At 47.4% G+C, this 24410-nt stretch carries 18 protein-coding genes; 9 read left to right on the forward strand and 9 right to left on the reverse strand.

Annotated elements, in window-relative coordinates; translation table 11 throughout:
• The first annotated feature begins 188 nt into the window (after positions 1 to 188).
• The 4 genes from QUB61_RS22970 (at position 189) to QUB61_RS22985 (ending at position 4203) form a co-directional block, all read left to right on the forward strand.
• The gene (locus QUB61_RS22970) at positions 189 to 494 is read left to right on the forward strand and encodes a EutN/CcmL family microcompartment protein (protein ID WP_333132350.1); all 306 of its coding nucleotides are present in this window, start codon (positions 189 to 191) and stop codon (positions 492 to 494) included.
• A 111-nt stretch (positions 495 to 605) separates the two neighbouring features.
• Complete coding sequence (locus QUB61_RS22975) at positions 606 to 2264, forward strand: ribulose bisphosphate carboxylase small subunit (RefSeq protein WP_333132349.1); 1659 nt, start codon at positions 606 to 608, stop codon at positions 2262 to 2264.
• A 290-nt stretch (positions 2265 to 2554) separates the two neighbouring features.
• Positions 2555 to 3223 (forward strand): carbon dioxide concentrating mechanism protein, encoded by a 669-nt coding sequence (locus QUB61_RS22980; RefSeq protein ID WP_333132348.1) that lies wholly within the window; start codon positions 2555 to 2557, stop codon positions 3221 to 3223.
• 206 nt (positions 3224 to 3429) lie between these two features.
• The gene (locus tag QUB61_RS22985; protein WP_333132347.1) at positions 3430 to 4203 is read left to right on the forward strand and encodes a BMC domain-containing protein; all 774 of its coding nucleotides are present in this window, start codon (positions 3430 to 3432) and stop codon (positions 4201 to 4203) included.
• Between the two features lie 103 nt (positions 4204 to 4306).
• Here the strand turns inward: QUB61_RS22985 and QUB61_RS22990 are convergent, their stop codons facing one another.
• Entirely contained in the window at positions 4307 to 4942 is a 636-nt protein-coding gene (locus tag QUB61_RS22990; RefSeq protein WP_333132346.1) for a hypothetical protein, read from the reverse strand.
• Between the two features lie 490 nt (positions 4943 to 5432).
• On the opposite strand from QUB61_RS22990, the gene QUB61_RS22995 reads away from it, so the two are divergent.
• Positions 5433 to 6473 (forward strand): tetratricopeptide repeat protein, encoded by a 1041-nt coding sequence (locus tag QUB61_RS22995; RefSeq protein WP_333132345.1) that lies wholly within the window; start codon positions 5433 to 5435, stop codon positions 6471 to 6473.
• A 567-nt stretch (positions 6474 to 7040) separates the two neighbouring features.
• Here QUB61_RS22995 and hemL read toward each other — a convergent pair.
• Entirely contained in the window at positions 7041 to 8339 is a 1299-nt protein-coding gene (hemL, locus tag QUB61_RS23000) for a glutamate-1-semialdehyde 2,1-aminomutase (RefSeq protein ID WP_332956410.1), read from the reverse strand.
• A gap of 355 nt (positions 8340 to 8694) precedes the next feature.
• Between hemL and hisIE the strand changes: the two genes are divergently transcribed.
• Entirely contained in the window at positions 8695 to 9345 is a 651-nt protein-coding gene (gene hisIE, locus QUB61_RS23005; protein ID WP_333132344.1) for a bifunctional phosphoribosyl-AMP cyclohydrolase/phosphoribosyl-ATP diphosphatase HisIE, read from the forward strand.
• Positions 9346 to 9768: 423 nt separating this feature from the next.
• Here hisIE and QUB61_RS23010 read toward each other — a convergent pair whose 3' ends face one another.
• Both QUB61_RS23010 and QUB61_RS23015 read right to left on the reverse strand, forming a co-directional pair.
• Positions 9769 to 11937 (reverse strand): iron uptake porin, encoded by a 2169-nt coding sequence (locus QUB61_RS23010; RefSeq protein WP_333132343.1) that lies wholly within the window; start codon positions 11935 to 11937, stop codon positions 9769 to 9771.
• 232 nt (positions 11938 to 12169) lie between these two features.
• Positions 12170 to 13420, reverse strand: coding sequence for an MFS transporter (locus QUB61_RS23015; protein ID WP_333132342.1), 1251 nt, complete (start codon positions 13418 to 13420; stop codon positions 12170 to 12172).
• Positions 13421 to 13748: 328 nt separating this feature from the next.
• Here QUB61_RS23015 and QUB61_RS23020 point away from each other — a divergent pair, with 328 nt between their 5' ends.
• Positions 13749 to 14255, forward strand: a complete 507-nt coding sequence (locus tag QUB61_RS23020) for a hypothetical protein (RefSeq protein ID WP_333132341.1) — start codon at positions 13749 to 13751, stop codon at positions 14253 to 14255.
• 262 nt (positions 14256 to 14517) lie between these two features.
• Here the strand turns inward: QUB61_RS23020 and QUB61_RS23025 are convergent, their stop codons facing one another.
• The 3 genes from QUB61_RS23025 to upp all read right to left on the reverse strand — a co-directional run bounded on the left by QUB61_RS23025 (position 14518) and on the right by upp (position 16215).
• Positions 14518 to 14811: a TMEM165/GDT1 family protein gene (locus tag QUB61_RS23025; RefSeq protein WP_333132340.1), complete on the reverse strand. Its 294-nt coding sequence runs from the start codon at positions 14809 to 14811 to the stop codon at positions 14518 to 14520.
• Between the two features lie 59 nt (positions 14812 to 14870).
• Positions 14871 to 15338, reverse strand: coding sequence for a TMEM165/GDT1 family protein (locus QUB61_RS23030; protein ID WP_333132339.1), 468 nt, complete (start codon positions 15336 to 15338; stop codon positions 14871 to 14873).
• 226 nt (positions 15339 to 15564) lie between these two features.
• Positions 15565 to 16215, reverse strand: a complete 651-nt coding sequence (gene upp, locus QUB61_RS23035) for a uracil phosphoribosyltransferase (RefSeq protein WP_333132338.1) — start codon at positions 16213 to 16215, stop codon at positions 15565 to 15567.
• 685 nt (positions 16216 to 16900) lie between these two features.
• Here upp and crtH point away from each other — a divergent pair.
• The gene (crtH, locus tag QUB61_RS23040) at positions 16901 to 18445 is read left to right on the forward strand and encodes a carotenoid isomerase (protein WP_333132337.1); all 1545 of its coding nucleotides are present in this window, start codon (positions 16901 to 16903) and stop codon (positions 18443 to 18445) included.
• Positions 18446 to 18801: 356 nt separating this feature from the next.
• Here the strand turns inward: crtH and QUB61_RS23045 are convergent, their stop codons facing one another.
• The gene (locus tag QUB61_RS23045) at positions 18802 to 19242 is read right to left on the reverse strand and encodes a pentapeptide repeat-containing protein (RefSeq protein WP_333132336.1); all 441 of its coding nucleotides are present in this window, start codon (positions 19240 to 19242) and stop codon (positions 18802 to 18804) included.
• Positions 19243 to 20227: 985 nt separating this feature from the next.
• On the opposite strand from QUB61_RS23045, the gene QUB61_RS23050 reads away from it, so the two are divergent.
• Positions 20228 to 23593, forward strand: a complete 3366-nt coding sequence (locus tag QUB61_RS23050; protein ID WP_333132335.1) for an EAL domain-containing protein — start codon at positions 20228 to 20230, stop codon at positions 23591 to 23593.
• A 238-nt stretch (positions 23594 to 23831) separates the two neighbouring features.
• On the opposite strand, the gene sipA is transcribed toward QUB61_RS23050, so the two are convergent.
• A complete protein-coding gene (gene sipA / locus QUB61_RS23055; RefSeq protein WP_333132334.1) occupies positions 23832 to 24071 on the reverse strand; it encodes a regulatory protein SipA in 240 nt (79 codons plus the stop codon).
• Positions 24072 to 24410: the final 339 nt, after the last annotated feature.

The raw sequence follows: 24410 nt of genomic DNA on the forward strand, positions 1-24410 counted from the left end.
GGATATTGGTTATTAGTCATGAGTCATGAGTCATTAGTCATTAGTCATTAGTCATTAGTCATTAGTCATTAGTTACTAGACGGATAACTCTAAACGGCAGACAGCGGACTGAGCAAAGCTAATAAAAAAAAAGACAAGTGACAGTGTAAAAATGACAGTTACCAATTACCTATAACCTATTACCTAAAATGCAAATGGCAAAAGTTCTCGGCACAGTTGTCAGTACCCAAAAAGAGCCGACGCTGAGAGGATCGAAATTTCTACTGCTGCAATTCATCGATGAGGAAGGTTCCCCAGTTCCCGGATATGAGGTAGCGGCTGACTGTGTGGGTGCTGGTGTCGATGAATGGGTTTTAGTGACCCGAGGCAGCGCAGCCCGGATCGCGCCCGGGAGCGAAAACCGTCCGATCGATGCTCTGGTAGTAGGCATTATAGATACTGTCAATGTAGAAAACCGCCTCATTTACAGTAAAAAAGACGACCCGTACCGCTAGTTGCAACCGTTAGCAGTTAGCAGTTAGTGGAAAAATAACTAACAACTACCAACTAACAACTAACAACTAACAACTAACAAAAAGATTTTTCAGCTTAGGAGAACTTAATTTATGGCAGTCCGCAACGTTGCGGCTCCCCCGACGCCTTGGTCGAAAAACTTGGCTGAGCCGAAAATTCACGATACCGCGTTCGTACATTCCTTTTCTAACATTATTGGGGATGTGCATATCGGTTCTAATGTGATGATTGCCCCCGGGACATCTATCCGCGCCGATGAAGGCACTCCTTTTTATATCGGAGAAGGAAGCAACATTCAAGACGGAGTAGTGATTCACGGCCTAGAAAAAGGCCGAGTCACAGGAGACGACGACAAATCCTATTCTGTGTGGGTGGGGAAAAATACTTCCCTCACCCACATGAGTTTAATTCACGGCCCTGCCTACGTGGGCGACGACTGCTTTATCGGCTTTCGCTCTACGGTGTTCAATGCCAGAGTGGGCAAGGGCTGCATTGTCATGATGCACGTACTAATTAAAGATGTGGAGATTCCCGAAGGTAAGTACGTACCTTCGGGAGCCATCATCACTAATCAGAAGCAAGCCGATCGCTTGCCTGACGTTCTAGATTCTGACGTTCAATTTGCGACCCATGTCATCGGCATCAATGACGCTCTGAGAACGGGTTATCGCTGCGCTGAGAACATCGCCTGTCTAGCACCAATTCGCAACGAACAAACTAAAAACCCAAATATGACTCAAACCAAATATTCTACCCATGCCGGCACCCAATTGAGTTCAACTCTTGCCGATAGCATCCGCAATTTACTAGCTCAAGGATACAGCGTGGGAGCCGAACACGCCGACGTGCGACACTTCCGGACCGGTTCTTGGCGCACTTGCGGCCCGATTTCCTCAAAGCGCGACTCTGAAGTAATCGCGGCTTTGTCAGCTTGCATGGCTCAGCACCAAGGAGAATACGTCCGCTTGATCGGGATTGACACCAAAGCCAAGCGCCGCGTACTAGAAGAAATCGTCCAAAGACCGGGAGACAACGGCTCTAACGGTTCTAACGGTGTGAAAACTCACCAATCTAACGGTAAAGTTGCACAACAAGCTTCACACCACAATAGCGGTTCCGTGTCAAGCGGAAAATTGAGTGCCGAAACAGTGGCTCAGGTTCGCGGCTTGCTAGCTCAAGGCTACAAGGTGGGGACGGAACACGCCGACGCGCGCCGCTTCCGCACCAGTTCTTGGCAAAGCGGGGCTTCGCTGCAAGTCAGAAACGAATCTGAGGCGATCGCCGCTTTGGAAGCTGTGATGAATCAGTACCCGGGCGAGTACGTGCGCTTGATCGGGATTGACCCGAAAGCTAAGCGGCGCGTGGTTGAAGAAATTATTCAGCGTCCCGACGGCCCGGTTGCTCAATCGGCTAAGCCCGCAGCAACATCTAAGCCAGCAGGAACATCGGGATACAAAGCCACGACGACTGGTTCGGCGCCCAGCAGCGGAATGTTGACCGGCAAGACGATCGACCAAATCCGCAACCTGCTTTCCCAAGGCTACAAAATTGGCACGGAACACGCCGATGCGCGCCGTTTCCGCACCGGTTCTTGGAGCAGTTGCGCCTCGATCGCATCCAACCGCGAATCCGAAGTGATTTCGGCTCTCGAAAGCTGTCTCAAACAACACAGCGGCGAGTACGTCCGCTTGCTTGGCATCGACTCCAAGGCGAAGCGCCGCGTACTCGAAGAGATTATCCAACGACCTTAAGAAGCTAGGTAATTAGCTTGTTTCTCCCGTTAAGTCCTCGCTTGCGGGCCCCACGGGAGAAACCCCAGCGGATTGAAGTTGGATTTGAGATAGTTAAAAAGCTCGATAGAGAAATGTTGGTCAAAATCTAGAATCTTCTGAAACTTTCTAGAAAACCTTAAAGCATCAAACTTCTGTGCATTAGTAAATTATCGTTTCTTAGATTGACATGATTAAATTTATCAGTCGAGAAAACCCATAATTTAAATTCATTTTATCGAAAAAAATAACTCGTTTCATGGTGAAGTTGAATGTATTTATCGCCACTGCAATTAAGTAGCAACTCTCAAATTTTGATGAGTGGCGATGTAGTTGTGAATGAGGGTGCGGCGATCGCCCCTGGAGTAATCCTGCAAGCAGAGCCGGGCAGCCGGATCTCGATCGCTGCGGGTGCGTGTATCGGCATGGGAGTTATCCTTCACGCCCGTGAAGGTACTCTGGAAATCGGGGCGGGCGTTATTCTGGGTGCAGGGGTGCTGGTGGTAGGTGCCGGAACGATCGGGACAAATGCTTGTATTGGGGCCGGGACAACACTGATCGATCCTTGTATCGACCAAATGCAAATTGTGCCAGCAGGTTCTCTAATCGGAGATACCAGCCGCCAAGCCTCCGCAGAAGCAACCGCAGCAGCGCCAACAGCAGCGCCAACATCACCAGAAACCCCCGAAACCACTACGCCACCAGTCGCTCCACCGATCGAGCCGCCGAACCCCGCCCAAACACCTCCTCAAACGGCGCCGGAGACGGCCGCAGATGCGCCGGAATCCACCGCCGCCGAGCCGCCCCAACCAGGCGAGACGCCAACTATTCTGTACGGCCAAGCTCACATCAATCGGCTGCTGGGGACGCTGTTTCCGCACCGACAAGCTTTTAATCGATCGGAGGAAAACGGTCAAACTCTATCGGGCGGTTCCGGGTAGCCCTCATTTCCGCAAAAGGCAGCTATGCTGAAGGCAGAAAGATCAAATATAAATAGGTAATCTCATATTATATTGGTAGCTCAGCAATTTGTAAGACCTTGCAGCAGCAATCAGTGTCTTGTAGCTCGTGCAGTCTGTCGAATCATCTGAGAAACTAAAACTATCAACAAATTTTTATTTTGGGAAGTTTCTAAAGGTAATAGAAGATGGACGGACAAACAGATCGTAACAGTCACCAAGAGCGATCGCAGCGCCAGGAATACTTCAAAGACACAGCTTTGGGTTTGGTATCGACCAAAAGTTTTCCGGCAATTGTCGGGACTGCTGACATGATGCTGAAGTCGGCAGGGGTGATTTTGGTAGGATACGAAAAAATTGGTTCCGGTCACTGTACGGCGATCGTCCGCGGCAGAATTTCGGATGTGCGTTTGGCTGTGGAAGCGGGAGCTCAAACAGCCGAACAGTTCGGGCAGTTTGTTTCTAAGTTGGTGATTCCTAGACCTTTGGCTAATTTGGAAGTGGTTTTGCCGATCGGCTTTCGGCTGACTGAACTTTCCGAAAGTGGCAATTATTCTCGCCTTAGCAATCAGGCGATCGGTTTGCTCGAAACCCGGGGATTTCCGGCAATGGTCGGCGCTTGCGATGCTATGCTCAAATCTGCAGACGTACACTTGGCAGCTTACGAGAAAATTGGCGCCGGTTTGTGCACGGCAATTATTCGCGGTGCAGTTGCAGATGTAGCAGTAGCCGTAGAAGCCGGGATGTACGAAGCTGAGCGAATTGGCGAGTTGAACGCGGTGATGGTAATTCCGAGGCCTTTGGAAGATTTGGAACAAACTTTACCGCTGGCGAGTTGCTGGATCGAGCAGCGTACACCTGTAATGATGCCCGTGTCGGTTAAGGAAAAGGAAAAAGAATTGATCGAACTTCCAGATTTGGAGAAATTGACTGTTTATGTGGAAGAGGAAATCAATCGGTAACTGCTAATTGGGAATTCGTATTTGATAATTGGACAATCAAAGCTGCTGTGCCAACATAGCCAAATCTTTTTTGTTCGCGACTTTTGATTGTGAAATACTGTTTTTAATAGAAATAAACGTCGGTGGAAGTTACTCCTGGGCGAGCCGGGCCTGGGCTTTCAAATACTTGCACCCGAACAGCAGAGTTTTTCTGCCGGAGGTGCGTGTAGCGCCAAGAGTCATCTAAGATGATGATGCCACCCTGTTTAATTTGAGTTTCGGCGAGCGCAAAGCAAATAGGGCGCCGGTTATACTTTGACTGGTCCTCGAGTCCGTCTATTAAAATCACGTCGGCTTCTGTGTCTCGAAGAGATTGCACGTAGGGGGAGTTCTCGAAGTCAGGCGTTTGTGATAAATCGCACTCTACTAACTGTAAGTTGACGTTGGTCACAGACTTCGCTTGGAGTTTGGTCTGGACTAGCGAGTACCAAAGTGGGTCGTGTTCGGTGCTAGTCACGCGGGCAACTCGCGAAGCAAAAAACAGCGTCGAACCCCCGGAACCGTATTCGTAAACTGTCATGTCCGGTTTCAAGTATCCGTCGAGGAAGTCGATCGCGGCGTAGGAAATCCAGGGAAGTTCTATCTCCAGCGGGGAACTGCGATCTGGTGCGCGATCGCGCAGGTAGCGGGGAATGTACTCTGGATGCGTTGCAAAATTGCCAGCCAGACGCAGTAATTTACTTGCTATAGTTCCGTCCATCTTTCTCTATTGCTGTTTGGATACTACCATCCCAATATAAGGCAGGCAACGGATACTGGTCTTTAAAATCGGGTAACAAAAATTTGTACCTATCTTGCGGAAAATACTGAGTTAATCTTTCTCATGAAGATATAAAGTTTACTTTTTTGGAGTGCGTACAACTTTGTACCTAGTTGCTGTCTCAAGCTTACTTTTCCGCTCGATCCGAACCCAGCCGCATCAAGAGACACAGAACACCAACTAAAACTAGACTTTTGAGATCGAGTCGATCGGGTAAACAATCGAACTGACTACTTAAATCCAGGCAAGGTGCAGACTCTTTCAACAGGATTTAAATACGGTTAAAATAAAGCAAAAATCCTGTTTAGGGTAGATTGCCCGGAAGCAGTCAAGAGTTACCATGAGGGCAGGGGGGCGATCTTTCAACAGATTAACGGCCCTCGAGCAAAGGAATCAAGCCCCAGAATCAAGCAGTTCTGAAAGTTGACCTATGAACCTCAAACAAGTTTACAAGCGCGGTTTGGACAGCGCTAAGGAAGGAAACTATGAAGCGGCGATCGACGATTTCGATCGCATACTGCAAGTCAATCCCGCCGATGCCAAAGCCTATAACAATCGCGGCTTGGTTTACTATTACATGAAAGACTACCAGAAAGCCATGGCAGACCTCAGCCAAGCGCTAGATATCAATCCTAATTTTTTCGAGGCCTACCTGAATCGAGGCAATGCTTGGCGCCATCTCGGAGAACACGAAAAAGCCATTGACGATCTCAACTGCGCTTTAGCAAGTAAGCCTGACAGCCACGCTATCTACAACAACCGAGGACTCGTACTTGCTAATTTAGGATATTACGAAGAAGCAATAGAAGACTACAATCGAGCTCTCTCTCTCAATTCCCACAATTATAAAACCTATTACAACCGGGGGCGCGCTTACTACCTTTTGGGAGAAAAAGAGGCAGCAACGGAAAACTTTAACGAAACGCTGCGGTTGAATCCTAGATATATCAAAGCTTACATAAATCGCGGTCTCTCTTATCACCAATTAGGAGACAATACGCAGGCGATCGCCGATTACAACACAGCACTCGGCATCGATCCACAAAATGTTTATGCGTATTATAACAGAGGTTGCGTTCGCTATAAATTAAAACAAATGCAGCTTGCAATTGAAGACTTTGACAAAGCAGTGGAACTCGATCCGAACCATGTTAAAGCTTATCTCAACCGGGGTTTAGCGCTGTATAAACTCGGAGATGTTACGGCGGCAAATAAGGATTTTTACCTCGGAATGTGCATTAATGCTGAAGCTTATTTATACTACCAAGCCCAGCGCTGCACGCCGGATATTAATTCGTACTTTAAAGAAGCGCCGCAGGTGAGACTTAATAATGCTGTAGAATACTACAACACAACATTATATACCATGTCAACTTGCTTAAGTTCGCCAGCATTAAACTCGAACTGGAATCAAGAAGATTTGGAGAACAGAGACTCGATTATCTGTGAAGGTGAATTTATTAATGATTGATTTAGTCAGCAGTCAGTAGTCATTAGTCATTAGTCTTATTGTATAAATCTTTGAGCGACAGGGAAACTCCAGATGCAACGGAGAGGCATTTAAAGATACTTTGTGAATGTATGCAATTCAAGTCTAATGAGTCAGCAGTCATTACTCATTCGTCATTAAGGAATGAGAATTAAATAACCTGCAATTTTGATTTTTCTTGTGGGACGGGCGAGACGCCCGTCTATAAGGGACGGGCGAGACGCCCGTCTATAAGGGACGGGCGAGACGCCCGTCTATAAGGGACGGGCGAGACGCCCATCCCACAGGCTTATGCAAATTATTTAATTCACGATCCTAAGTAGGTCATCGGAAAAAAACAATATCTCAGAAACCCGGTTTCTTCGTATATTTATCGTGAGTCGTCGCAAAATCTCGTAGAAACCGGGTTTCTAGCGCCCTGCGCAAGCCCCGAGAGATTTTTAACGCTGATTGGGTAGGATAAAAATTAAAGTCCTTACTGCCACAAAACAGCAAGGACTATAATCATTTATTCCTGAGTTTTAAGGACTAAAGTCCTTACTACACACGTTAAATACTTGCCATCACTTCGCGCGCTGCAGCCAAAGTTCTCTCGACATCTTCCTCAGTATGAGCCAAAGAAGTAAATCCCGCCTCAAACTGCGAAGGAGCAAGATAAATTCCGTGCTCCAACATTCCCCGATGAAAGCGGCTGAACTTCGTCAAATCCGACTTCTTCGCATGATCGTAATTGTGAACTGGGCCCGCCGCAAAAAACAAGCCAAACATCCCGCTAATTTGCCCGCCACAAGCCGCGTGTCCGGCTTCCTTAGCAATTTTTAGCAATCCCTCGGACAGTTTTTTGGTAATCTTATCCAACTGTTCGTAAGTCCCGGGTTTTTGCAACAATTCCAAAGTCTTAATCCCAGCAGTCATCGCCAAAGGATTTCCCGAAAGCGTACCCGCTTGATACATCGGCCCAGCAGGAGCCACCATCCCCATAATATCGCGCCGTCCGCCGTAAGCTCCCACCGGCAAACCGCCGCCAATAACTTTACCCAAAGTTGTCAAATCCGGGGTAACGCCGAATTTTTGCTGAGCTCCACCGTAGGCGATGCGGAAACCGGTCATTACTTCATCAAACACCAACAAAGCACCGTTATCTTTGGTAATTTCCCGCAAACCTTCGAGAAAACCTGCATCGGGTACAATAAATCCGGCATTCCCCACCACTGGTTCGAGAATTACCCCTGCTATCTCGCCCGGATTTTCGGCAAATAAAGCTTTTACTGCTTCTAAGTCATTGTAGGGAGCGTTGAGGGTGTTGGCGGTAACGGATTTCGGCACGCCCGGGGAGTCGGGAAGGCCCAGAGTTGCCACGCCGGAACCTGCTTTTACCAAGAACATATCGGCGTGCCCGTGATAGCAGCCTTCAAATTTAATCAGTTTATCGCGTCCGGTGAAAGCTCGCATTAGCCGCAAAACGGCCATACAGGCTTCGGTGCCGGAATTGACAAATCGCACCATTTCAATGCTGGGAACGGCATCGATGACCATTTCTGCCAGCACGTTTTCCAACAGCGACGGTGCCCCGAAACTCGTACCTTTTTCTAAAGATTCGTGCAGGGCTTTGATGACTTCTGGGTGGGCGTGGCCGCAGATAGCCGGACCCCAAGTGCCTACGTAGTCGATGTATTGGTTTTCGTCAACATCCCAAACATAGGCTCCTTTTACCCTGTCAAAGACGATGGGCTGTCCGCCTACGGATTTGAAGGCGCGGACCGGGGAACTGACGCCACCAGGCATCAACTTCTGGGCAGCGGCAAAAATTTCTTCTGATTTGGTGGTTTTCAAGGTTGTGGAAACCAATGTTTTCTCCTTAGTTAACGTCTGTTGTTGGTAGGATACTTTTATAGCGACTTCAGGATAAGGGTTAGGTCGATTCAAGGAAACTATGTTAATAGATTTTAGGGTACAAACCAATGAGTAGCAATAGCAGCTTGGGTTTTTCGGGCTTTGTCGCACTAGCTCCGTGAAGCGAAGCTATCCCGTAGGGAATCGCCCTAAAGTGTAATTTTTTGTAAAAGAGTTCTTGACAATTTGTCCATCACTTCCTCAATCTCCTCTCTTCTCTTCCTCTGCGTCCTCTGCGTTCTCTGCGGTTAATAAAAAAAAATCTCCCACAGGAAAGCCTCAATCAATATTACAAAGTTGAAATAAAATTATGTCTACTACTGATTTATCGAGTTTGAGCCGATCGATCCCAATTGAAAAGATCCGTTACGACGATCGCGGTTTAGTGCCGGCGATCGTCCAAGATTATTTGGACGGTACAGTGTTGATGATGGCATGGATGAGTCGGGAGTCGCTGCAAAAAACGCTCTCTACCGGGCAAACTTGGTTCTGGAGTCGTTCTCGTTCCGAATTGTGGCCCAAAGGCGCGACTTCGGGACACGTTCAAAATGTCAAAGGCCTGCGTTACGACTGCGATAGTGATGCTTTGCTGGTGACTGTCGAACAAGTCGGAGATATTGCTTGTCACACGGGAGAAAGAAGTTGTTTTCACCAAGTTGATGGGGAAATTCAACCGCCGCCGGGGGATATGTTATCTCAATTATTTGCGGTAATTTGCGATCGGCGCGACAATCCTAACGAAACTTCTTATACTTGCAAATTGTTCGAGGGCGGCGACAACAAGATTCTCAAGAAAATTGGCGAAGAGTCGGCGGAAGTTGTAATGGCTTGCAAAGATGACGACAAAGACGGGATTGCTGGGGAAGTTGCGGATTTATTTTATCACGCTTTGGTTGCTTTGGCTCACCATCAAGTTGATTTGAGAGCAGTTTACCGCAAATTGGACGATCGACGAAAATAATTGGGAATTGGGAATTGGGCATTGGGCATTGGGCATTGGGCATCGATAATTGGTAATTGATAATTGCCCTTCTGGACGCACTCCGACTCCTCGAAACCGGGTTTCGATTTCGCTCAACCAGCAGGTTTTTTACCGAATCTGCTGGCTGGAACCAAGTATTTTCGCCCATCAACCCAGTTTTTGAGCCCCCCAGGCGTAAGCCCTGTCTAATTGAGGGGTTTAACCAAGTGAGTCCTGGACGCACTCCCACGCTCAGAAACCGGGTTTTTTACCAAGTCTGCGATGCTCAAACGCGTCTTTTCGTAAAAAAACCCGGTTTCTAGGCCCCCATGCGTACTCGTGCGTAAGTCCTATCTAGGTTAGCACTGCTTAAGCGGAAACAGTATCAATTCCTGCCAATTGCAGATAGTATCGCGACTTTCTTTAGAAGGTAAAAGTTGTGCGCAGGACTCCCACCCCTACTGTGTCATTATCCTTAGTTCCTTCAGGATTGAACAGCACAAAAGCTCCGGGTGTAATGCTGATATTATCGTTGACTCTGAAGCGGTAATAAGCTTCTAAATGGTAAGGAGTTGCTCTGTTTTGCTGAAAGCGAGCACCGCCACTTACTGAATCGCGTTCGAGTGGCTGTCCAAACAGAATACCTGCATTATTGCCCTGTGCGAACAAATCTCGGAAATGGAAACCTACCATCCAACTGGTGAAAGTTGTAGAAGCATTGCTTCTTTCAGCGTCAGCAACTATCCAACCTCCATAGGTAGAAATAGCAATTTTCGGAGAAAACCGCCAAGTTGCGGTACCGCCAAAGGAATTGAGCCTCACGCCACCGTTAACAGGTTCTCTATCCGATCCCAAAATAGAACCCAAATCGGCATCACCTAATCCTGTAGCAAGAATATTCAATTTGTGGCGACTGTAAGCGTAATTTAAACCTATGTCGATACTGGTGGTAGGTTTAATAGTTAACTGCGCCGCAGCCACCGTACTTCCCTCAAATGCACCTGCTCCTAAAGGCGTGGCTGGAAAGCCTAAATCAGCGGGCAAGGCGGCATTTACACTGCCGTACAAAGCTGTGAGATTGAGCTTGCGGGAAATGTTCCAAATAAACCCGCCTGCTGATGCCAAACCCCTGCCTGAAGTGCCACCGGATACGCGGACTACAGGGTTATAACCTGCAAACCTAGAGACGGCTTCTTGCCCTTCTCCAGCAAAGGGAGTAATAGCTTGAAAAGCGTCAGAAGTTTCTGCTTTCGGACCGGCAAATAAAGTGATACTATTAGAAACTGGAAAGACGTAAAGCAGCTTGTAAAGTTCAACAGTATTGGCGTCAACGCTAGATAGAGTCTCAGGATTAATTCCTGGGAATTGCGGTTCAAAACTCAGCTTTGCCTGACTGTCGGACAAAGCACTAAATGCCCCTGTTGACAAACCTAAATTAGGGCCGAAGCTGCGAATGTTGTAAGCTTGCAAGCCAGTTATTAGGGTATCTTTGCCTGTAAAACTGGTCAGCAGATTCAAGCGCACTCGGTAGTTTAAGACTGTCTGAGTATCGCTGTTATTGTTTTTGGTAGTATCGGCAACGCTAAAAATTGCTTCGCCACTGAGTTTAGTTGTTGTCGAAAATTGATTGGCTTCTATTGAGGCGGCACGGGCTTCTAAAGTATCTAATCGACCCCGCAAAGTGGCTAGTTCGGCTGCAAATTCGTCTTGCAATCTTTGCAGTGCGGCTAAGTCTTCTTTCGTCGCTAAGTTGGCTGTACCTGCTCTAATTACCTCACTAACCTTATCCAAGCAAGCATTTAAACCGGCTGCAAATTCGTAGCGAGTCATTGCCCGATTGCCTCGGAATGTGCCGTCTGGATATCCTGCTATACAGCCGTATCTTTCTACTAGAGATTGCAGGGCTTGAAATGCCCAGTCCGTCGGGCGCACGTCGGAGAGTTGAGATACAGATGTTACTTGTTGTAGTTCGATCGACTCCTCGGTTTCGCTGTTGGTTGCTGCGGGTTCTAAGGAACTGCTATTTTCGATTTGGGCCAACTTTTGGGCAGTAGAAGTTTCTGTTGGTACTGGTGCAGATGTGCCTGTTTGGGCAATAGCTGGTGCGGCTGGGTTTTGGGCAGGAATGACTGATGTTTCTGCCGTAAATTCTGCTGGTGTCTGCTGGTTTTGGGAAGGGGTAACAGATATTTCTTTTGTAACTGAGGCTGGCTCTGAGTTGGCTGGTTTTTCAGCTATTTTTAATGAGTTTTCCGGCGTATTTTCTGCGGTAAATGTTTCTGTTTGTCGCGGATTGAGTTGAGGGTTCTCTTGCGGGAGAGGGGCGAGTTCCTTGGCTGTTGAGACGGGGCGATCGCCCGTGTTTTCAACTTCCACCGCATCGGCGGGTTTTAATTCATCTATTCCCGGAATTTTGACCTGATTGTCAACACTACTTGTATTGAGGCTGATTTCACTCTCTAATTCTTTCAATTTTTCAGTACCTAATGTCTGTTTCTCAGGGACAACAGGCATCGCTGCCAATGGTAGAGAACCGACAAGTAGATAAACTAAACCTATTCCGCTGGCACTAAATAGTAAATGCGCTTTCATTACAACTCCTCACCAAATAAATTGTAAAATTGCTCTTACGTTTCGAGAATTATAAATCTCTTTGGCATCGACAAACACAAAGTTTTTAATTAAAAATTATTATATTTTTCATAAGATATAGTAGAAAAACCTATCACAACACAAATATTTAGGCAACTATTTTTTTAACATTCGATCGAGCCTCTGTAAAAAAAAGGTACGATCCACTATCACAAAACAGGTATTTAGGCAACTATTTTTTTAACATTCGATCGAGCTTTTGCAAAATAACAATAGCAGCGCCGACACTCAAAGCCAAACCCAACCAAAAATTATCCGCCACCCATTTACCTCTATCCAAAGCCAAACCGCCCAGCGGCGGCCCGATTAAATAGCCGATCGCCCAACACTGAGAATTAACTGCTAAATACACGCCCCGCAAAGACTCTGGGGCTAAATCCACCACCAAAGCAGAAGCAAAAGGCGTATAAGCAACAGTCGCAACCGACAAAAAGCTCAAGCCTAAAACAGCTAAAAATAGATTGCCAGTTGCAGCCTGGCCCGTCAAGCCGATCGCGATAAATCCCATTCCCCACAGCAGCGCAGAAATCATCAAAGCTTTCGGATGGGAAAACCGCCTCAAAGCTTTAACAACCGGCAGTTGCAAAGCCACAGTTAAAAACGTGCTAAAAGCAAACAAAACCGTAATTGTACCCGTTGAAAAGCCTGTTCGCGTTCCCACCGCGACAAACTTGCTAAAGTACAGCGGCATGGTGGTTTGGATTTGGGAAATATATAATGTGAACAGAGTATTTACTACAGCATAAACTAGAAGACTTCGATCGCTCAGCGCCACCATCCAGCCATTTTCCAGATTTTTGCTGCCTCTATCCGCTGAATTAGCTGGTTTGTAGGTTTCGGCGATCGCGATCGCAACTACCGCAAACAGCACTAAAAACGAGATACCATCAATAATAAAGAGCGATCGATAATTACCCGTGACCGCAATCAAGAAACCCCCCAAAATAATCCCAACTTGCAAACCTAAATTATCAGCCAGCCGCGTCAAAGCAAAAGCTTCCTGTCGCTGTTCGCCCTCGGTTAAATCCGCCACCATCGTCTCGGTTGGAGGCCAATACAAACCCACACCCAAACCCATCAGTAAATTGCCCGCAATTAAGCCGGGGAAATCATTAGTCGCCGCCAGTATAAAAGAAGCCGCAGCCGAAATAATTGCCGCCAGCAATAAAGTTCGCCGCCTTCCCCAAAATTTGGAATCGCAAAAAGAACCGCCCAAAATTCTGCCGAATATTCCCGAAACTGAACCGCTACCCAAACCAATCCCAACAGCAGTAGCAGATAAGCCCACGCGATCGACAAAAAATATCGGCGCGTAAAATAAAGTAAAACCGGTGCCGCTTTGGGAGAGGAATCTGCCGGCGGCAAGAATCCAGACTTGAGGGGGAAGACGGGGCAACCAAGAGGATAATTGGAGTTTAGGCATTAAAGTTAAATGAGGAGTTAGTTCGCGATCGCAGACACCCGGGTTTTTTATGAAAAAAATACGTTAGGGTCTTTAATCGCGGTCAAAAACCGATGTCTTTAGTCGCAGTGCGTCCAGGACTGTGAGTAATTATTAATTTATTCCCTACTTTTTGAGGATTACTATTATGAGTTAACGGACGTGATGACAAACATAAGTGAGCTTAACAATTATTTAGGGTCTGTTACAAAAAAGTTACCATTAATTTAAAAATACTTAACACAATTTGAGAAAAAAGTTAGTTAAACTCTAGAAAAGGCAGAAAAAAATTTTAGAGGGTCGAATTAGAATGACAGCTATTACAACATCGAGAGTGGAATCAATCAAACCCCGCTGGCAAGCAATTGTCATGGTTGCCTTAATTTTCTGGCTCAGCGGTAGCCTGATTTTGGATCTAGTAATTATGCCCAGTCTCTACGTATCTGGCATGACGACATCTCCCGAGTTTGCAACGGCCGGAAATTTAATGTTCTGGGGATTCAACCGCGTTGAGTTAATCTGTGCGGGTCTGGTGGCAACGGGTGTGATGGTTTTGAGCAATTTAGTCGGTGACTTCGGCAAGCGCAGCCGCACAGCAATCATATTATCATTGGTACTTCTGGCGATCGCCCTGATTGACACCTACGCCCTGACGCCCCAAATGAGCGGCTTGGGAATGCACCTAAATCTGTTCGCTGACGCAGCAGAAGTACCCGCCGGGATGGATCAACTGCACCAAGGGTATTTTGGCTTGGAAGCGCTGAAGTTGGCCCTCGCCGGTACGCTGCTGGGCTGGTGCTACCAAAACCAAGTTTAATCGACACAAGGCTCAGAGGTGGAGTTGAGAAAAAACTCAACCTGCCGCGGCGGGGGGCGTGAATTCACGCCCCCCGCTAATTTTTTAAATTTTAGCGATCGCAAACACCGGATTTGATATTCATCCGCGTTAATCTGTGTTTATCTGCCTGTATCTGCGGTTAAAAAAAGATAATTTCTGAACCGCAGATGAGAATGGATTGACGCTGATTCACGCAGATAAAGTGAAGATAGAGCGGAATAATATAGACTGAGGGCACGCCCTACTCGGATGCTTCCGGTAAATCTGCTTTTGGCCACAGCAGGCGCAAGCCCATCACCGCAAATCCGATCGCTGCGATCGCCTTTACCAGTCGCTCCGGCAATATCTCTGCCGTGCCTTGCCCAACTAAAACGCCGATTAAACTCGCCAGCAGCAGCGCCGACGCCGTACCGAAAAATACAGCCCGCGGCGAGTTACAACTACTGCCCAGGGCGATCGCAGCTAATTGACTTTTGTCTCCCAATTCTGATAAAAAAACTGTAATAAAACTTAGTCCCAAAAGTTGCCAGTCCATGTTTTTTTAGTTCTTAGTTAGCTATTGTAGAAATCTAGGACTTACCGACAGGCAGACAATTAACCCAGCACTTCCCACAGCAGAACCGCCGAAATCGCCAGCAAAATCACTCCAGCAGCTCTCTCCAAAGTTCTCGGAGCAATCCGACTAGCCAGCCACCTTCCCAGCAACACTCCCAGCAAACTCGTTGCTATCAAAGCCGCACTCGCACCGGCAAACACAATCCCAGGATTCCGAGATTCAGCCGTCATCAGCAAAATTGCGAGCTGAGTTTTGTCTCCAATTTCAGCAAAAAAAATAGTAGCAAAAGTCGAGGCAAAAATTGCCCAGTGGTTCGACCTCAGTTTCTCTTCTTCCTGACAAATATCGGGATTTGCACTCACTGAAATTTCAGTCGGCTCCGGGGTTAAATCAGCACAAATCTTAGAAACCTCTTTTATTTGTAGTTGTACCTGTTGTGGCAAATCGTAATTGAGGTTTACTGAGTCAGAAGCAGACAAGCTTGGCGGAACAGAATCAAGTTTCACGGGCAATGAGTGCTAAACGCTATTTATTTTTGACTTGTACTTTTGATTTTAACTTTCTCTGTGCCTGCTTTTACCAAACCAGGGTCATCTTTTTTGCCGGAGATTTCAGCAACTGATTCCTGAAACAACTCGCGGTACCCCAAAAATGGATACAAGCCCCCTGATTTATCTGTCGAGTCAATCAAAAATCTAAAATCTAAAATCTAAAATTGACTGACTGACTGGTTCATGTACCGTAAGTTCGATCGCCCGCATCTCCCAAACCAGGTACAATAAAGCCCTGTTCGTTCACGATTTCGTCGATCGTTGCCGTGTAAATAATCAAACCCGGGTACTCTGCACTCAGCCTCTTCAAAGCGGGAGGAGCAGCCACCGCAGAGATAATCCGAATCAAGCTCGGGTCAATCCCCCGTGCAGTCAATTCCTGCATTGTCGCCAGAATCGTGCCGCCAGTCGCCAGCATCGGCTCGCTAATTATCACCCGCGTTTCCGGGTTAAACTGCGCCGGCAACTTGTTCAAATAACAAGTCGGTTCCAGCGTCTCCTCATTCCTTGCCATGCCGAGGTGGTAAACCGACGCCAGCGGCACAACCGTCTGAATTCCTTCGAGCAGTGCCAAACCCGCCCGCAAAATCGGTACCACAACTAACGGAGCTTCCGGGTTGATAAAAGTCGCCGGACATTCTGCCAAAGGCGTCTGCACCGTTGTGTCCACTGTCGGCAGCCACTCTCTAATTGCCTCGTAAGCCAGCCACCTTCCCAATTCTGTCATCGCAGAACGAAAAAGTACCGACGGGGTGGCGGCGTCGCGGGCGACAGCCAGCCAGTGTTTAATTAACGGATGCGGGGGAACGTAAACGCGCAGTTGCAGGGACATTAGAAAATTGGGAAGATTGCTAGGTTTGAGGGATTTTATGCGGTGCGGTCGATCGTCTTCGAGGGCTTCGCCAACGGGCGATCGATCGCTCTGTGCAACTTATCACATCCTTGAGGGCGCATACAAGCCAGAGAGTCAGAATCGACCGAATAGCACCATTTTCAAGATTCCGTCGCGGGTTCAAACCCGAGCTTCACAGAGCCCATTCCTCTAAAGACGACTCCACAGCAACCAAATAAACCTCAACTTGAGTTTTTTCTTGAGTCCTTTTCAAAGGACTTCAGCTTTAGGCAGGGGTTTAAACCTTTGCCAGACTGCCCTCCGGCCGGAGCCTTGCGACCACAAACCGTCCCTTACAACCCATTTGCCCATCGACCTTCATCAGCTTATTGAAATATTTTTTTAATAGTATTGACATTAATTAGCAACAAGGCTATAGTAATTTTCAGTGTTCTCCTCTCAAAGGATCTGCAGACGGGGGCAGTCGGCAATGGTAGACTGTTCCCGCATTTTTTTTGAAGCAGGGGCATCGGGCATCGGCCAAAGAGGGCATCGGCCAAAGAGGGCATTGCCGAACTTCGGTCTTCCTGACATCCGTTACATCCGCTACATAGTCCGTTGCCGAACTTCTTGCTTCGGGGGCGATCGACTGTAAAATCATAGAAATATTAAGATTTTTCAGCTAATGTCAGCTCCTACCCAATCCCAGTTATTTTCTCCCAACTCCCGCCCTACACAGCAAGAGTTTGATGTGATTGTCATCGGTTCCGGCATTGGTGGACTCGTGACAGCCACCCAGCTAGCGGCTAAGAAAGCCAAAGTTTTAGTGCTCGAAAGCTATACAATTCCGGGGGGTAGCGCTGGATATTTCGATCGAGAAGGCTACCGATTCGATGTCGGCGCCTCCATGATTTTTGGCTTCGGACAGCGCGGCACCACCAACCTCCTCACCCGCGCCCTGAAAGCAGTCAACGTCACCTTAGAAACGATTCCCGACCCCGTACAGCTTCACTATCACTTACCCAGCGGCTTGGAACTTGAAGTTCCCCAAGCTTATGATAAATACTTGCAAGAATTAACAGACAGGTTCCCTCACGAACGCGAAGGAATCCACAAATTTTACGGCGAATGCTGGAAAGTCTTTAACTGCCTCAACGCGATGGAATTGCTATCCCTAGAAGAACCCGGATATCTGGTTCGAGTCTTTTTTCAGAATCCTTTAGCCTGTTTGGGATTAGTAAAATATCTGCCTCAAAATACTGGCGACATTGCGCGGCGCTACATCAAAGACCCTACTTTGCTGAAATTTATCGACATGGAATGCTACTACTGGTCTGTAGTACCCGCAGACTTGACGCCGATGATTAACGCCGGAATGGTATTTTCCGACAGACATTACGGCGGCATCAATTATCCCAAAGGCGGAGTCGGTCAAATCGCCCAAAAATTAGTAGAAGGATTAGAAAAATGCGGCGGGAAAATTCAATACAAAGCTAAGGCGAAAAAAATTATTACAGAAAACGGCCGCGCTGTCGGAGTCGAGCTAGCAACCGGCGAAGTTTACCGGGCAAAACGGATAGTTTCTAACGCCACGCGGTGGGATACTTTTGAGAAATTGCTGCCGACAGAAGAGATGCCCGCTAGCGAAAAGAAATGGCAGCAGCGCTATCAAAAAGCCCCCAGTTTCTTGAGTTTGCATTTGGGAGTGGAAGCAAGCGTAATCCCTGCGGGTAGTGCCTGCCACCACATTTTGTTAGAAGATTGGGACAAAATGGAAGCGCCCGAGGGAACTGTTTTGGTGTCAATTCCGACCGTGCTCGACCCGGATTTAGCTCCCGCAGGATATCACATCGTTCACGCTTTTACGTCGAGTTGGATGGAAGAGTGGGAAGGACTTTCGCAGCAGGAATACGAGGATAAAAAGGAAGAGGCGGCAGGGAGAATTATTGAAAGATTAGAAAAGATTTTTCCCGGTTTAGATGCTGGTTTGGATTATATGGAAGTTGGGACGGCGCGCTCTCACCGCCGCTTTTTGGGGCGCGAAGACGGAACTTACGGGCCGATTCCGCGACTCAAGCTAATGGGTTTGTTGGGAATGCCGTTTAATCGAACTTCTATGCCTGGTTTGTATTGTGTCGGCGACAGTACCTTTCCCGGACAGGGTTTAAATGCGGTGGCGTTTTCTGGGTTTGCTTGCGCGCACCGAATAGCCGTTGATTTGGGTTTTTAGGTATTCAGCATTTATAGTCTTGGGCGCACTCCGACTCCTCGAAACCGGGTTTTTTACGCCCGCGTGCGGGTTCGGGCGAAATTTTTTAGTAAAAAAACCCGGTTTCTGGACCCCCATGCGCCATATCGTTTCCGGTTGCATGGGAATGATAAAGTCAAGGTCAATAATTCCACATTCCCCGACTCCCGAGTCCCCACTCCCAACGGACTATCATTCCGGTGTAACCGGAATTGATATCAGTGCTAATTTAAACCCAAAAAGTTGTTTGGACACCCTACAAAAAAGACTAAAAACCCGGTTTCTGGGGAGAAACCGGGTTTTTAAGAAAATTGGCGTTTTCCATTCTTTTAAGGAGTTTACTGGTCGTAGCTGCCGCCGACGCCGATTTGGGTATTGTAGATTTTGGCCGCAGTGATGGTCATATCTTCCATTGATGCGCCGGATACGTCAGCGGTGTTAATGATGGCGGCGGTCAGATTTGCCCGATCGAGGTCTGCGTAATTTAAACTGGCATTAGTCAGGAAAACTGCCGTTAAGTTAGCACCGGTCAAGTTAGCACCCGTCAAATCAGCGCCTTCGAGGTTGGCATTAGATAGGTTTGCTCCTCGTAAATTTGCTTCTCTCAAATCAGCACCAATTAAATGAGAGCCCCTTAAATCTGCTCCGGCCAAGTCGCACTGAAAACATTGCCCGGTTGACAATAACTGTTTGACGTGAGCCGGATTTTCAGCGCGAGCCGGACCTGCCAAGAGTAGGGGGGTAATTAAAAAAGTAGCGGCTAATAGATGGCGTTTCATAATCTCTTTTCTTCACCCGACTGTGTGTTTAAGTTCTTCTGTTTATATCTACAATCTTACCACTGTTGTTTTCGCCAGTTGCGATCGAATTCACAGCTTGGCTGTGACCTCGATTGCCAACGACTGCGCCACAGATGGTCTCGAAAAGCTCGCAAAACTTTATTTCGCAAAACTTAACACTGCCGAACTTAATACAGTGCTTTTTTGTAGTAACCTTTTCTATGTTAGCTAGTTCAGCCAACAAATGTGTATTTCTGAAGAGGGATCTCAGAAACCCAGGTCTAAAGACACGCTCGCGACCAAGCGAGCAATTCCCGCAAGCCGTTTTGATGGGCCTAACACTTTGTAAACGGAGGTCTACGTTTTTTGAGTCACGACACCCGCTTGATGCGTAGCTAGTTTCCTGCTCAGTCATTTGCAATTAAACAGTTCTCAGGTCACGCCCTACAGTGTTGCAAGTCTAAAAAGCTCTTTAAACATTGGTAAAGCTAAAATTACTCCCCAAGGTAGGGTATGAGAGCGAGCAAACATTATACGATCGCCGATTGTGAGCTGTGAAGCAGTAATTGTCAGGAGTGAAAGTACATTACATTCATTACACCGAATCAAACAATTCCCTGGCGCGGTAAGGGAAAGATTCACGGCGATTGAAACCGCCCGCGCCGTTTCCCACGAGCGGGCTAAAGCCGCCTTCGGAACCCACTTACCGAATTTTTTTATGATTAGCGATGCGATCGATGATTTTAGCCGGTAATTTGAGCGCAAAAAGTTCACCAAAAATACATTATTTTTAATAAAGCTGTCAAAGAACAGAAAATTTAACTTAAAATAAAGAGAAGCCTATAACTTTAGAGGTAGAGGGGGAGCCGTGACCGGCCCGCTCCCCAGCCAAAGATCGGGGTGCACTTTTAACAAAAATTTTAATTACGTCTCACCAGCACTGAAAAAATCTACCTAGTGCTTGGAAAGCAGCGCTTTTTTTGGAATGTCGCAGAATCAACGCGATCGCAAAAATAAATTAAATATGCTCAAAAACGATTCCTCCAAGTATCTGCCAACCTTAGATCAAGTAATTGACCACTACCCCTTGACAGTTGCGCCCGATACCCCACTAGCAGAAGTAATTACCCTGATGGGCCAACGGCGCCCAAGTTGCTCTTTAAACGCAGACATTCCACCAACCGATATCTACCAGCAACTAACAGAAATCGCAAACCCCCCTACCTCAAGCGCGTGCAGAGACGCGGCAGGTATCTGCGTCTTTGTCGTGGAAAAATCCCTCGAAAAATTCTCCTCGCACTCTGCTCAAAATTCTCAATTGCAAGGAATCTTTACCGAGAGGGATCTTGTCGATTTGATTGCCTCGGGCAAAAACTTAAAAGGTGTCACGATCGCAGAAGTCATGAGGCAGCCTGCAGCAAGTCTGGTAAAATCCGAGACTCAAGACCTTTTTAGCGCCATAATTCTGCTGCGCCAACGAAGAATTAACCATTTGCCAGTATTGGAGAGTGACGGTCAACTCTTAGGAATAATTACGCCGGAAAGCATTCGCCAAGCCATGCTGCAACCGGCAAATATCTTAAAAATGCGCAGCGTGAAAGAAGTAATGACCGCACAAGTCATTCAAGCGCCTCGCTCCGCGTCAGTTATCAGTTTAGCCGAGTTGATGGCGCAGCACCGCGTTAGCTGCGTGGTAATTACGGAATCAACAGAATTATCGATGAATTTGTCGTTCCCAATTCCAGTAGGTATAGTCACAGAACGGGATATTGTGGAATTTCAAGCTTTAGATATAGATTTGTCGCAAACCCTCGCCGAAACTGTGATGAGTACCCCCTTATTTAGTCTCAAGCAAGAAGACTCGCTGTGGGTAGCTCATCAGGAAATGCAGCAGCGTTTAGTCCGCAGGTTGGTAGTAACGGGGGAACAGGGAGAACTCCTGGGAATAGTCACTCAAACCAACTTACTGCGCGTACTTGACCCGATGGAAATGTCCGCGGTGATCGATGTTCTGCACAATTCAGTGGCCCAACGGAGTAGCGAATTGCAAAAAGCGATCGCATCACTCAGCTTGACTAACGCCACACTAGAAAGCGAAATCGCTACCCGCGTCCAGGCCGAGGTGCGGCTGCAACTGCTAGAATCTGCCGTAGTTAACGCTAACGACGCGATCGTGATTATGGATGCGGGACACAGCGATATCTCCGATCCCAGCATCATCTATGCCAACGAAGCTTTTACCCAAATGACGGGCTACCTACCCGAAGAAATCATCGGACAAACCCCCAGTTGCTTGCGCGGTCCAGAAACCGACCCGGCCCAGGTTGCTAAAATTCGCCGTGCTTTCTCTCGCCGAGAACCCCTACGCCTGGAATTGATTAACTACCGCAAGGACGGTTCAACTTATTGGGTGGAACTCAACAGCGTACCCATTGCCGACACATCCGGGAACGTTACCCACTGGGTGTCGGTGCAGCGGGATATTAGCGATCGCAAGCGCATGGAACAAGCATTTTTTGAAGAAAAAGAACTCGCTCAGGTTACTCTACAATCGATCGGCGATGCCGTAATCGCGACAGACGCCGGCGGCTACATTTCCACCCTCAATCCAGTTGCCGAAGAACTCACGGGTTGGTCTACCTCGGAAGCTAAAGGTTTGCCCCTCGCCAGCGTGCTGAGAATAGTTGACGAAACTACCAGGCAGCAGGCCGAAAATATCGCCGAAATCGCTTTGTGCGAAGGTCGCATTGTTGACCAAGGGCACAACAGCTTGCTGATTGCCCGCAACAACCGCGAATTTGCCATCGACCACTGCGTCGCCCCCATCCACGCCAGCAGCGGCAAAATTGTCGGGGCCGTCGTTGTGTTCCGAGATGTCACCCAAGTGCGAACTCAAGCGCGGCAACTCACCTGGCAGGCAACTCATGACCCCCTGACGCAATTAGTCAACCGCCGCGAATTTGAGTACCAGCTAGAACAAGCCCTGCACAGCGCTCAAGGTTACGGGCAAGAACACGTTATGCTTTCCCTGGATCTCGATCGCTTCAAAATAGTTAACGACACTTCCGGTCACGCAGCAGGCGACGAACTGCTGCGCCAAGTCAGCCAGCTATTTAAAACCAAAATCCGCAAAACCGATATTTTGGCGCGTCTGGGCGGCGATGAATTTGCCGTACTCCTGTACAATAGTCCCGTCGAACGAGGATTGAATGTTGCAGAATCGCTGCTGCGAAGCATTCAGGGATTCCGGTTTGCGTGGCAGGACAAAACTTTTTCGATCGGCGTCAGTATCGGTTTGGTAGCAATTAATCCCAAAACAGCATCGACATCGGCGATTTTGAGCGCGGCCGATATGGCCTGCTACGCTGCTAAAAATAAAGGCCGCAACCGGGTGCAGGTTTATGAAGCCGGCGATCGAGAATTAATCAAACAGCACGGCGAAACCGAGTGGGTGGTGCAAATTAATCAAGCATTAGAAGAGAATCGCTTTTGCTTGTACTCTCAGCCGATCGTACATTTGCTCAACTCTCCAACCACCGGAATCCACTGCGAAATCCTGCTCCGCCTCCAGCTTGAAACTGGTCAGTTGGTGTCGCCGATGGCGTTTATTCCGGCGGCAGAACGCTACAACTTGATGCACACGATCGACTGCTGGGTAATTCGCACTTTATTTAGCAATTTATCTAAATTTTTCACGGCAAATTTATTAGTCCAAAACCCCGGGGTAGACAGCGAGAAAATAGTTACCTTCCCTGCTGGCTCTGTTTTGTCTAATCCGCAATCCTCATTTGGCAAATATTCCACCCTTTATTCAATCAACCTTTCCGGGGACAGCATCAACGAAGAAAAGTTTATCGAGTTTATTCAGGAGCAGTTTTCCATCCATCAAATACCGCCAGAAATAATTTGTTTTGAAATTACAGAAACCGTGGCGATCGGTAATCTCAGCAAGGCAGCCAGCTTGATTTTGCAACTCAAGGAACTCGGCTGCCAGTTTGCCTTGGACGACTTCGGCAGCGGGATGTCTTCCTTTGCTTACCTGAAAAGCTTGCCCGTTGATTATCTCAAGATTGACGGCAATTTTATTAAGAATATTGCCGAAAATCCTATTGATATCGCAATGGTGGAAGCTATTACCAAAATTGCTCACCTCATGGGAATTAAAACTATTGCCGAGTATGTGGAAAATCAAAGAATTATGGATCAACTCAATGAACTTGGGGTAGATTACGCTCAAGGTTATTTTTTTGGAAAGCCTCAACCTTGTAACTTCACCTCTCCTAGTTTAGAGGAAGTTTTGGGGGATTTTACGGTTAATTCTTTGGCTTTTAAGGCTAAGCTGGCTTCTTGAAGAGGGAAGTTCGGCAATGGCTTGTATAGCCTTTCTCAGTAACATGTTCCGACGTGCATAGGGCATAGGGCATAGGCCTCCGTGGGCATAGGGCATACCTCACCACGCTTGAGAACCGCTAGAGAACGGATTTAACGGATTTAACGGAGGGATGTTGAGGGCAGAAGGAAAAGAGAGAAGGAAAAGGGAGATTTTAAGTTGTGATATCAATTTCCCATTCCCGATTACCCATTACCCATTACCCATTACCTTCGAGAGTAGTTTCTGCAGCTTCAATGTACTGACTGTCTAACAGAAAAGCACCTTTTTCAAAGCGAATGCCCCAATAATTGCCGGGACGCCGATCGATCACAACACCTTCAGCGCCGATCGCAATTACATTCGCAGGCCGCAGCATCGGCATCGGTTCGGCAGTTTTGACGTAGGGTGGCATTGCTACAACTCGAACTTTTTGACCGACAGTGAAATCTTTTTCCATGAGCTTTATTCCCTAAAAAAACACGGCTATAAATAAATTTTAACACGGATACGCGGATGGATTTAATTATCTTAATATCTGTCCAATGTTAAGGAGTTTTACAAGTTTGGGTTTATTCTATAAATTCCAACAAATTTCAGTCCCCAAGGGGGAAAAGGTACTGTGTCACCTTTCCCCCTTGGGGCGGATGGGAAAGGAATGTTTCTGTTTGATTGATTAATTGATTAAAGATGGATAATAAAATGGGGAATTAGGAAGCGTAATTAAGGATCGCGAATTAAATAACTTACAATTTTAATTGTTATTGTGGGATGGGCGTCCCGCCCGTCCAAAAAGGAC

Source organism: Microcoleus sp. C2D2 (genome assembly GCF_036702495.1).
GTDB lineage: Bacteria > Cyanobacteriota > Cyanobacteriia > Cyanobacteriales > Microcoleaceae > Microcoleus.